The sequence below is a fragment of the Kitasatospora nipponensis genome (assembly GCF_039528135.1).
GTDB classification, from domain to species: Bacteria; Actinomycetota; Actinomycetes; order Streptomycetales; family Streptomycetaceae; genus Kitasatospora; species Kitasatospora nipponensis.
Genome location: NZ_BAAALF010000253.1, coordinates 1 through 9,817, shown reverse-complemented (window position 1 = coordinate 9,817; position 9,817 = coordinate 1). Strand labels below are relative to the sequence as shown.

The following is a 9,817-nucleotide window of genomic DNA, read 5'->3' as shown; positions in this document are numbered from 1 at the left end:
CACCGGGCACAAGCTCCCCGAGCGGGACCCGCCCCCCCCGCGCCGGGGGCGGCCGGGCACGGCGGGACGGCGGACTACGGCGCGTTGGGGTAGACGAAAGCCAGGTAGCCGCCGTAGACCGCCGAGGTCAGGGCCGCTCCGCTGAGCACCAGGACGAGGCTGGCCCGGCTGCGCAGCCGGGTCAGGCTCATCGCGATCGGCAGCAGCAGCCCGAACGCCGGCAGCAGGAAACGGGCACGGCAGTTGAAGTAGGCCGCGTCACCGAGCGCGAGGACCAGGATCCCCAGGCTGAAGAGGACCAGCGGCAGCGGCTGGCGCTGGATCACCGAGACGCCCAGCAGCAGCACGCTGCCGATCAGCACGATGGCCACCACCACGTCGGCCAGCCACACCGTCCCGCTGCTGCTGAGCAGGGCCGAGAACGACTGGTAGGTGTTGCGGCCGAAGTCGAACCTGGAGTCCCAGGCTTCCTGGATCTTGAAATAGGCGTCCCAGCGGCCCTTCTGCACGCCCACCCAGGCGATGTAGCCGACGAAGCCCAGCGGCGCCAGCAGGCCGCCGAGGACCGGTCGCCACCAGGCCGGGCCGGCGCCGGGCGAGGAGCGCTCGGAGCGCCCGCGGAACCGGTGGACCACTTCCCAGGCCGCCGACACCGCGACCGTCATGGCCACCGCGCTGCCGGTCGGCCGGGTCAGCCCGGCGAGCACGGTCAAGCCACCGGCCCAGATCCACCGCCGGGCGAGCACCGCGTACACGGCCCAGAAGGCGAAGGCGGCGAAGAGCGGTTCCGAGTACGCCATGCTCTCGACCACGGCGACGGGGGTGATGCCCCACAGGACGGCCGCGATCACCCCGGCCCGGTGCCGGTAGAGCCGCGCGACGACCGCGAAGACACCCCAGGCGGCCACCAGGGACGCCGCCCACGCCACCAGCAGGGCCGACGCGTTGATCGACAGCGGCGTCAGCCGCCAGACCAGGTTGGTGAGGGCGGGGTAGGCGGGGAAGAACGCGTACATCTCGTAGAGGCCGTGCGGACCGGGGATGGGAGCCACTCCGGAGTAGCCGCGCTCGGCGATGAGCTGGTAGAGCCGCGCGTCCCAGAGCACGCCCAGGCGGTGCAGGCCCGGCTCGCCGCGCCTGCTGCCCTGCACGACGATCACCAGGACGCCGACCGCCCGGACCGCGGCGTACCCGAGTAGCGCGGGCGCCGCGCGGCGCAGGGCCCTGCGGGCGCGACTCAGCCAGGCGGGCGGCCCGGATCTGGAAGGGGGTTCGGTCGGCTCGGGCGGCCCCCCGACCGCACCATCGGGCCGCGGGCCCGCCGTATTCGATAGTTCCGTGGACACGTCATCCCCCGGGCTGGCAGCCTCTGATGCGCCGGCGCACGGCGTGCTGCCGGTGTGTCAGATTTTGCATCAGCCGGGGATGCGCTGCCAACAAACTCCATTCATACGGAGGTTCACATCACCCGTTCGCGGTCTTCCGCTCCAGCAATGTGACGGTGAGTCCCTGCACGTGCTTGACCTCGTCCTGGTGGAACTCGGAAGTCAGCACCTTGACCTCGGCCGCGCTCAGACCCTTGTACGGGTCGTCGGTCGAACCGTAGGTGACCACCCAGACCCGCTTGGTCCCGGCCGCGCAGCTCTCGGGCTGCTGGCACTCCTGCGCGAACAGGTCGTGCCGCTGCGCGGCCGTCTTCTCGGCGAAGACGTCCTTGGGCTCGACGTTCTTGGGCAGGTAGTAGTCGAGCGCGAAGTCGAGCATCATGTACGCCGCGTCACCGCGCACCGGGACGACGGCGTCGCCGGGCTGGTAACCCTTCGCGATGATGTGGGCCGCGCCCTTCTCGTCCGACCACTCGTGCGCCGTGCGGACGCGGAGGTTCTGCTGGTCCTGCAGGCCCAGCCAGGCCGTGCCGATCAGCCCGAGGGCGACCAGCACCCGCGGGCGCAGCGCGGTGAGCCCGGCACCGGCGAGCACGGCCCAGGCGGGCAGTGTGAAGAGCAGGTAGCGGTCGAGGAAGTACGAGGTCTGGCCCTGCGAGACCTCCCAGATCAGCACGACGGGCATCGCGGCCACCAGGCCGATCTCCACCGCCGGGCGGCGGCCCTTGGGCCAGGCGGCCGGCAGCGCGGCCAGGCAGAGCATGCAGCCGCTGATCAGCGGCGAGCCGAACATGCCGTGCCAGGTGTTGACGAAGTCCTGCAGGTTCGGCGTGTGCAGCCAGGAGATCTGCCGGCCCACCTGCTTGCGGCCGAGCAGCACCAGCGGCACCACCGGCAGCAGCGCCACCAGGACGGCGGCCGGGAAGCCGATCAGCAGCCGGGCCCGCCGCTCGCGCCACCAGCGCATCAGCACGACCACCGCGTGCGGGGCCAGCACGCACAGCGACACCATGTGGAAGTAGCCAGCGGCCGTGACGCTCACCGCGTAGGGCAGCCAGCGCAGCACGGTCGGCCGCTCCAGCGCCCGCAGCAGCAGCCAGGTCGCGGCGGAGACCGCGAGCACGGCGAAGGCGTAGGAGCGCGCCTCCTGGGAGAAGCGCGAGACGCTGGGGAAGACCGCGAAGAGCAGGCCGGCGAAGAGCCCCGCCCAGGGGCCGAAGAGCTTGCGCCCGGCCAGCACCACGAAGACCGTCGCGCCGGTCATGGCCAGCGCGGAGGGCAGCCGGAAGACGGTCGGCGAGTCCCCGAAGAGCGAGATCCAGCCGTGCATCAGCAGGTAGTAGGACCCGGAGACGGCGTCGACGTGCTGGAGCATGTCGAACAGGTCGCCGGTGCTGCGGGTGGCCGCGCTCCAGGTCGCCAGCTCGTCGCGCCACAGCTCCGGGCGCCAGCTGCCGCGCACCCCGAGACCGAGCGTGACCAGTGCGGGCCAGAGCCAGACCGTGCGCTGCAGGAGGGCCAGCGCACGGGCGGCCCCACCTCGAACGGGTCCGGACTCGTCGTCCACGGCGCCTGCCGGGCCGTGCTGAACAGCGTCTGCGACGCGCGCGGTCATGGCGGGACTCTCTCTGGTCACTGGCTCGGGGTTCACCGACGGTCCTGTTCTGCTCAGGCCGAACGCAAGGGCGCCGGGCCGGTCCCATCGGGTTCGAACACCCGAGGATACCGACCCGGCGTCAAGCGTCAGCTCTGGGTCGGCGACTTCGCCTCGGGCTCGCTGAGGCGGCGGATCTCCTGGAAGGAGGAGTCCAGCCGGCGCTTGAGCATCGGCGCGAACGGCCGCTCGATCAGACGGTGGACCAGCCAGGCGGCCAGCAGCATGATCGCGCCGACCACGGCGAGGGTCGCGTACGGGGCGAGGCCCGGGCGCAGCCGGGTGATCAGCTGGAAGCCGATCTCCTGGTGCAGCAGGTAGAGCGGGTAGGTGAGCGAGCCCGCGACGGTCAGCCACTTCCACTGCATCCAGTTGAAGGCGCCCAGCGCGGCGGCCGTCACCACGACGAAGCACAGGGTGCTGAGGACGACGATGTAGCTCCACTTGATGTGGTGACGGGTGCCGTACTCGTAGCCGCCGATCACACCGCGGATCTGGTCCTGAGCGATCAGCCAGCAGAAGACCAGCATCGCCCAGAGCATCAGGTTCGCCTTGTAGCGGTACATCAGGTAGATCACCATGCCCGCGATGAAGTACCAGGCGTAGGTCGGCTGGACGATCGTGTTCAGCAGCGGGAAGTTCGCCTGGCCGGCGATGATGGCCAGGAACGCCCAGACGCCGCAGAACGCCAGCACCCGACGGTAGGTCAGCCCCCAGATCAGCATGACGCCGAAGAGCACGTAGAACCGCATCTCGGCCCAGAGGGTCCAGTACACCGGGTCGAGGTCGGAGACGCCGAGCGGGGTGTTCATCATCGTCAGGTTGGTCAGGATGCGGCTGATGGTGGGCGACGAGGTGTCGTCGCCCCAGATCTTCGGAACTATCAGCAGTACCGTCGCGGTGATCAGCACGCAGACCCAGTAGGCGGGAAAGAGCCGCACGATCCGGGAGGTGACGAAGTCACCCACCGAGCGTCCCCAGCAGGACATGCAGATGACGAAGCCGCTGATGATGAAGAACAGCTCGACGCCGATCCAGCTGTAGGAGCCGATCAGGTGCCCCACCGGCATCAGCTTGCTCGGCAGACCGTGCCAGACGTCCGGGAACCGTTCGACGCCGAGCCAGTGCCAGCCGACCACGCCCATGGCCGCGATCAGCCGCAGACCGTCCAGGACGTAGAGCCGGGGACGCTTGCCGGAGGACCGGCGGGCTCCCTCCTCGGCTCGGGGAACGGAGCCGTCCACGGACGGCGGCATGACGGTGGAGGTCATCTGGAGGACTCTCGACGAGGAAGTGTGGATGCGGGGGTCGCCGCGCCGCGCGAAGGCACGGACTCGATCATGGCGTGGGCAAACTACGCCGAGGCTATCGAGCCCTCGCGAGTATAGGCAAGGCAGACCCCGGCCGGTCGGCGCAAGACGACACGCTGGGCGACCACGCCCGAAGGGCCGCGAACAGCGACGCGCCGCCCCCTCGGTCGGCACCCCCGGGACCCGCTTCGCGGTCGAGGGGTCGTTCGACGGGCTCCCCGCACCTCGAACGGAGTCACGCCCCGGCCGCGCGGTGCGGTGCGGGCGGCCGCGGAGGCGCTCCCGCCGGCCCGGGCCGGCCGGTCACGCCGGCGAAGGCCCCGATGCGTCGCCGCGCCGCGGCCCTTCGCCCGCACCGGCGGCCGCTCAGACCAGCCGCCGCGCCGTCGCCCATCGGGTCAGTTCGTGACGATTGCTCAGCTGGAGCTTGCGCAGGACCGCGGAGACGTGGCTCTCCACCGTCTTCACCGAGATGAAGAGCTGCTTGGCGATCTCCTTGTACGCGTACCCGCGGGCGATCAGCCGCAGCACCTCGCGCTCGCGCTGGGTCAGGCGGTCGAGGTCCTCGTCCACCGGCGGGGTGTCGGTGGCGGCGAAGGCGTCCAGCACGAAGCCGGCCAGCCGCGGGGAGAAGACCGCGTCGCCGTCGGAGATCCGGAAGATCGCGTTGACCAGGTCGGTGCCGGTGATGGTCTTGGTGACGTAGCCGCGGGCACCGCCGCGGATCACGCCGATCACGTCCTCGGCCGCGTCGGAGACCGACAGCGCCAGGAACTTCACCCCGCCCGGCTCGCCCATCACCGCGCTCGAGCGGCGCAGCACCTCGACCCCGCCGCCCCCGGGCAGGTGCACGTCGAGCAGCACCACGTCCGGACGGGTCTCGGCGACCACCCGCACCGCCGACTCCACGTCGTCGGCCTCCCCCACCACGTCGATGCCGGTGGTCTCGGTGCGGCCGATCTCGGCCCGCACCCCGGTGCGGAACATCCGGTGGTCGTCCACCAGGACGACCCGCGCCACCCGCTCGGGTCCCTGCGCCCCACTGCCCGCGGGCGTGGCCCCGGGTGACGTCGGCTCAGTCATCAGCTGCTCTCTCCATCTCCAACTCGACCTCGGTGCCGCCGTCCGGCGCGGGGCGCACCCGCGCGGTGCCCCCGTTGCGCTTCATCCGGCCGATGATCGACTCGCGGACGCCCATCCGGTCCTCCGGCACGGTGTCCGGGTCGAAGCCGGGTCCGTGGTCGCGCACGAACACCGACACCGTCCTCCCCTCCACCTCGGCGTAGACCTGCACCGGTCCTCCGCCACCGTACTTGGCCGCGTTGACCATCGCCTCCCTCGCGGCCTGGATCTGCGCGGAGATCCGCTCGTCGACCGGGCAGTCCCCCACGCAGACCAGCTCGACCGGCACCCCGTGCCGGTCCTCGACCTCGGCGACCACCTCGCGGATCCGCTCCGCCAGGGTGTCGGGGGCGGCCTCGGCGGCGGCCTGCGGACGGTAGAGCCACAGCCGCAGTTCGCGCTCCTGGGCCCGGGCCAGGCGCTGGACCTCCTTGGGGTCCTCGGACCGGCGCTGGATCAGGGTCAGCGTGTGCAGCACCGAGTCGTGGATGTGCGCGGCGATCTCGGCCCGCTCCTGGGCCCGGATCCGGGCGGTCCGCTCGGCCCCGAGGTCCTGCCACATCCGCAGCGCGTACGGTCCGGTGAGCACCAGCACGCCCGCCAGCACCGCGATCGAGGCCTCCACCACCGAGCCGATGGTCGAGCCGGTGCCCTGCAGGATCAGGAAGCCGATGATGCCGACGGTCACCAGCAGGACGCCGGCGGCGACCCGCAGGACCGCGCTGCGCCGCCGGCCGCCCTCCAGCCCGAACCAGCGCTGCCAGCGCGAGTCGTCGGCCTGCCGCCAGACCAGCGCCACGCCCACCCCGATCGCCAGCAGCGGCCAGGTGTAGGGGCGCGAGGACTGGATGTTCAGCGCGTTGAGCAGCGCCATCACGCCGATCACCAGCATCAGCAGGGCCGCCAGCTGCCCCAGGTTCTGCCGGCTGGCCGAGCTGCCGGAGGCGGCACCGGAGGCGGCACCGCCCTGCGCGGTGCCGTCCGGCGCGCCCTGGGCGGCCGGCGGGAGCGGCGCCTCGCCCTGGAAGGTGACCTCCAGCAGGTCGCGCAGCCGCCCCAGCCGCCCGCGCCGCCCCTTGCGCAGCGGCTGCGGGCTGGCCCCGGCGGTGCCGGCCGGCACGAAGGCGCCGTTCACCCAGACGTAGGTGACCCCGAGCGCGCTGCCGCGGGCCGGCTCGCCGATCCCGATCGGCACCACGAACCAGAACGCCGCGTAGAGCAGCACGCCGATGCCGTTGGCGAAGAAGAGCAGCACGAAGGCGGCCCGCACCCAGGCGACCGGCAGGCCCAGGTGGACCGCCAGGCCGTGCGCGACGCCGCCGAGCATCCGCGAGTGCGGGCTCCGGTAGAGCTTGCGGTACGCCGGCCGACCCGCCTGCGGGCTCGGCTCGGCCGCCCCGGACGGGGAGCCGTCGGGGGCGGGAGGACCGGGGGTCGGTTCGGTACCGGGGGCTGCCACGCCACCGATGGTCACACGTCCGCAGGTCCGAATGCATCAGGGTTCAGCCCCTAAGGTGCTGAAGATCATCGGAAAAGCGTGTTTCTTCCGCCCCGCGCTCCCTCCCTCTGTCACGGTCGCCTCCCGGCCCGTCAACCTGGCCTTGACGGGCCGTCAACCGACAGACGAAAGGATCGCCGTGCACAGACTCCTCCCCCGCGCCCTGGCCGTACTCGTCGCCGCGGCCTGCGGCTCGCTCGGCCTCACCGCCACGGCCACCGCCCACGTCAGCGGCCCGCGCTCCGGCGCCCTGGCGGCCCAGCCCCCCGTGCTGCGGGTGATGCCGCTGGGTGACTCGATCACCGTGGGCGTCGGTAGCAGCACCGGCGCCGGCTACCGCCTCCCGCTCTGGAACCTGGTCACCCAGCAGTCGCTCTACCGGGTCGACCTGGTCGGCTCGCAGCGCAGCGGCTCGTTCGCCGCCCCCTGGCACGAGGGGCACAGCGGCTGGATGATCGACGACATCCACAACCAGGTGGACCACTGGCTCGCCGACAACACCCCCGACGTGGTGCTCCTGCACATCGGCATCAACGACCTGGACCGCGGCCCCGACAAGGCGCACGCCGCCGACCGGATGCAGGCCCTGCTGGACCGGATCTTCACCGACGAGCCCGACGTCAGCGTCATCGTGCAGGGCCTGATCCCCACCACCCCCGGCCTGCAGGACGCCACCCGCTCGTTCAACCGGCAGGTGCGCCAGCTGGAGACGGCCGAGTGGCAGCAGGGCCGGCACCTGCGCTACGTCGACGCGCCCGCGCTGACCCCGGCCGAGTTCAACGACACCCTGCACCCCGACGACGCCGGCTACACCCGGATGGGGCAGACCTTCTACACCGCGCTGAGCCGCGAGGTCGAGGAGCGCTGGTACTCCAGCGGCCCGCCGCCGACCGTCCAGGCGGCGCGGCACTGACCCGGCGGCACGCCCGCCGAGCCACGGTCGACCGGTCCGGGGCGGACAGCCACCCCTGATCCCCTCTCAGGGACAGATCAGGGTCCGCACCGGGCCCACCCCGCTCCCGCCGGGTGCCCGCAGCCCGCAGGATAGAGGCATGACGGACGAGCGGACCGCGGCGGAGGACCAGCAGAGCGGGCAGGACCAGAGCGGGGACACCCGGCCACCACTGACCCGCAGCGAGGGGCAGCGCGTGGTGGCCGGCGTCTGCGGCGGGCTGGGCCGCCACCTGGACATCGACCCGGTGGTCTTCCGGGTGGTGACCGCCGTGCTCTGCCTGACCGGCGGGCTGGGCCTGTTCCTGTACGGGCTGGCCTGGCTGATCGTGCCCACCGAGGGGTCGGACGGCGAGCACGGGCGGACCGAGCTGCAACGGGTGCTGACCGGCCGGGTGGACGGGCAGTCGATCGGCGCGGTGCTGCTGACGGTGATAGGGACCGGCGTCTTCTTCTCGTGGATGGGCAGCGGCGACTCGCTCTTCCCGCTGATGCTGCTCGGCGCGATGATCTTCTTCGCGGTCCGGCACGACCCCGAGCGCCGCCGCCGGGCCCGCGGGCTGGGCCACCCGCCGCGCCCCGGCGGACCCTACGACCGGCCGACGGCCGCGCAGAGCGCCGCCCGGGCCAGCGCGCTGGCGGACTGGAAGACCTGGCGCGAGGAGTTCCACGCCGAGTGGACGGCCCGCAAGGCCGACCTGCACCAGCGGGTCGACCTGGCCAAGGAGACCGCCGCCCGCGCGGCCACCGGCACCGCGCACACCACCACCGCCGCGCACCCGTCCGGTACCGGCACCGCCGACGCCCCCGGGCGCCCGGCCGACCAGCCGCCCATGGGCCCCAGCGGCTACCTCTGGGACCCGCGGCACCCCGAGCGCAACCCCTACGGCGCCACCCCGCCGCCCGGCGCACCCGCGCAGCCCTGGTGGCAGCGGACCGACCTGCCCACCGACGACCCGCTGCGCAAACCCGCGTCGCCGCGTCCGGCGCCGCCGCCGGTCCGCCGCCACCGTCCGCGCTCGCTGCTCGCCCCGCTGGGGCTGCTGCTCGCCGGCGGTGCCGGCTGGGGGGTCTGGGCGAGCAACACCACGCTCGGCACCACGGTGCTGCTCTCCACCACGCTGGCCGCCGCCCTGCTGGTGCTGGGGCTGACCATGCTGGTGGGCGCGAAGTTCGGCCGGGCCCGGGTGCTGGCCGTCCCCGCGCTGCTGGTGACCCTGCTGCTCGCGGTGCTGGGCCACTCGCTCTCCTCCACCGACGCCGCCTTCGGCGACCGCACCTGGGCGCCGACCACCGCGGCGGACGTGCAGTCCCAGTACGTGCTGGGCGCCGGCGACATCACCGTCGACCTCGGTGCCGTCGACCCGGCCGGCGCCACGGTCTCCACCGCGGTCCGGCTGGGCACCGGCGACGTGCGCGTCACCGTGCCGTCCGACGTCGAGGTCCGGCTCAACCTGCGGACCCTGGTCGGCAGCGCGAGCATCCCGCAGCAGAGCTTCAAGGGCGGGGTCGGCACGCACCAGCGGCTCGACATCGCCCCGGCGGCGGGGACCGCCTCCAAGGGAACCATCGACCTCGTCATCGAGGTCGGCCTCGGCGACATTCAGGTGGTGCAGGGATGAAGCGGCATCGTTTCGACGTCTTCTCGTTCGTGGCCGGCGGGCTCTTCACCGTGCTCGCCACGCTCTACCTGCTGGCCTCGCTGCGGGGGTTCACCGTGAACGGGCGGATCGTGGTGCCGGTCACCTGCATCGTGCTGGGCACCGGGGGGCTGGCCGGCGCGGTGGCCGCGATGTCGCGGCGCGGGCGCGGCGGCGAGCAGGGGCCGCCGCCGGAGGACAGGCCCTAAGGCCTTGGCGCACGCCCGCCCGGTCACCGCGAGGACGGTGACCGGGCG

Annotated in this window: 8 protein-coding genes; 3 read left to right on the top strand and 5 right to left on the bottom strand. The window is 72.8% G+C overall.

Translation table 11 applies throughout. From position 1 onward, the window contains the following. Positions 1 to 74 precede the first annotated feature (74 nt). The 5 genes from ABD323_RS37205 to ABD323_RS37185 form a co-directional block, all read right to left on the bottom strand. A complete protein-coding gene (locus ABD323_RS37205) occupies positions 75 to 1,151 on the bottom strand; it encodes a glycosyltransferase family protein (RefSeq protein WP_344446522.1) in 1,077 nt (358 codons plus the stop codon). Positions 1,152 to 1,464: 313 nt separating this feature from the next. Next, on the bottom strand, positions 1,465 to 3,000 hold the full coding sequence (locus ABD323_RS37200; RefSeq protein ID WP_344446521.1) for a glycosyltransferase family 39 protein: 1,536 nt from the start codon (positions 2,998 to 3,000) through the stop codon (positions 1,465 to 1,467). 128 nt (positions 3,001 to 3,128) lie between these two features. Further along, positions 3,129 to 4,310 (bottom strand): acyltransferase family protein, encoded by a 1,182-nt coding sequence (locus tag ABD323_RS37195; RefSeq protein ID WP_344446520.1) that lies wholly within the window; start codon positions 4,308 to 4,310, stop codon positions 3,129 to 3,131. Between the two features lie 405 nt (positions 4,311 to 4,715). After that, positions 4,716 to 5,432 carry a LuxR C-terminal-related transcriptional regulator gene (locus tag ABD323_RS37190; RefSeq protein ID WP_344446519.1) on the bottom strand — a complete coding sequence of 239 codons (717 nt, stop codon included), beginning with the start codon at positions 5,430 to 5,432 and terminating at the stop codon, positions 4,716 to 4,718. Next, positions 5,425 to 6,930, bottom strand: a complete 1,506-nt coding sequence (locus tag ABD323_RS37185; RefSeq protein WP_425556293.1) for a PspC domain-containing protein — start codon at positions 6,928 to 6,930, stop codon at positions 5,425 to 5,427. The genes ABD323_RS37190 and ABD323_RS37185 overlap by 8 nt, the downstream gene beginning before the upstream one ends. A 178-nt stretch (positions 6,931 to 7,108) precedes the next feature. On the opposite strand from ABD323_RS37185, the gene ABD323_RS37180 reads away from it, so the two are divergent. The 3 genes from ABD323_RS37180 (at position 7,109) to ABD323_RS37170 (ending at position 9,769) form a co-directional block, all read left to right on the top strand. Then, positions 7,109 to 7,882 carry an SGNH/GDSL hydrolase family protein gene (locus tag ABD323_RS37180; protein WP_344446518.1) on the top strand — a complete coding sequence of 258 codons (774 nt, stop codon included), beginning with the start codon at positions 7,109 to 7,111 and terminating at the stop codon, positions 7,880 to 7,882. Between the two features lie 139 nt (positions 7,883 to 8,021). Further along, positions 8,022 to 9,542 (top strand): PspC domain-containing protein, encoded by a 1,521-nt coding sequence (locus tag ABD323_RS37175; RefSeq protein ID WP_344446517.1) that lies wholly within the window; start codon positions 8,022 to 8,024, stop codon positions 9,540 to 9,542. Next, a complete protein-coding gene (locus ABD323_RS37170; protein ID WP_344446516.1) occupies positions 9,539 to 9,769 on the top strand; it encodes a hypothetical protein in 231 nt (76 codons plus the stop codon). Before ABD323_RS37175 ends, ABD323_RS37170 begins: the two co-directional genes overlap by 4 nt. Positions 9,770 to 9,817 lie beyond the last annotated feature (48 nt).

What these genes read in the sequence shown, in the direction of transcription:
- ABD323_RS37170 (WP_344446516.1), top strand. Translation starts at nt 9,539, where the DNA reads ATGAAGCGGCATCGTTTCGACGTCTTCTCGTTCGTGGCCGGCGGGCTC.
- ABD323_RS37195 (WP_344446520.1), bottom strand. Translation starts at nt 4,310, where the DNA reads ATGACCTCCACCGTCATGCCGCCGTCCGTGGACGGCTCCGTTCCCCGA.
- ABD323_RS37190 (WP_344446519.1), bottom strand. Translation starts at nt 5,432, where the DNA reads ATGACTGAGCCGACGTCACCCGGGGCCACGCCCGCGGGCAGTGGGGCG.
- ABD323_RS37175 (WP_344446517.1), top strand. Translation starts at nt 8,022, where the DNA reads ATGACGGACGAGCGGACCGCGGCGGAGGACCAGCAGAGCGGGCAGGAC.
- ABD323_RS37200 (WP_344446521.1), bottom strand. Translation starts at nt 3,000, where the DNA reads ATGACCGCGCGCGTCGCAGACGCTGTTCAGCACGGCCCGGCAGGCGCC.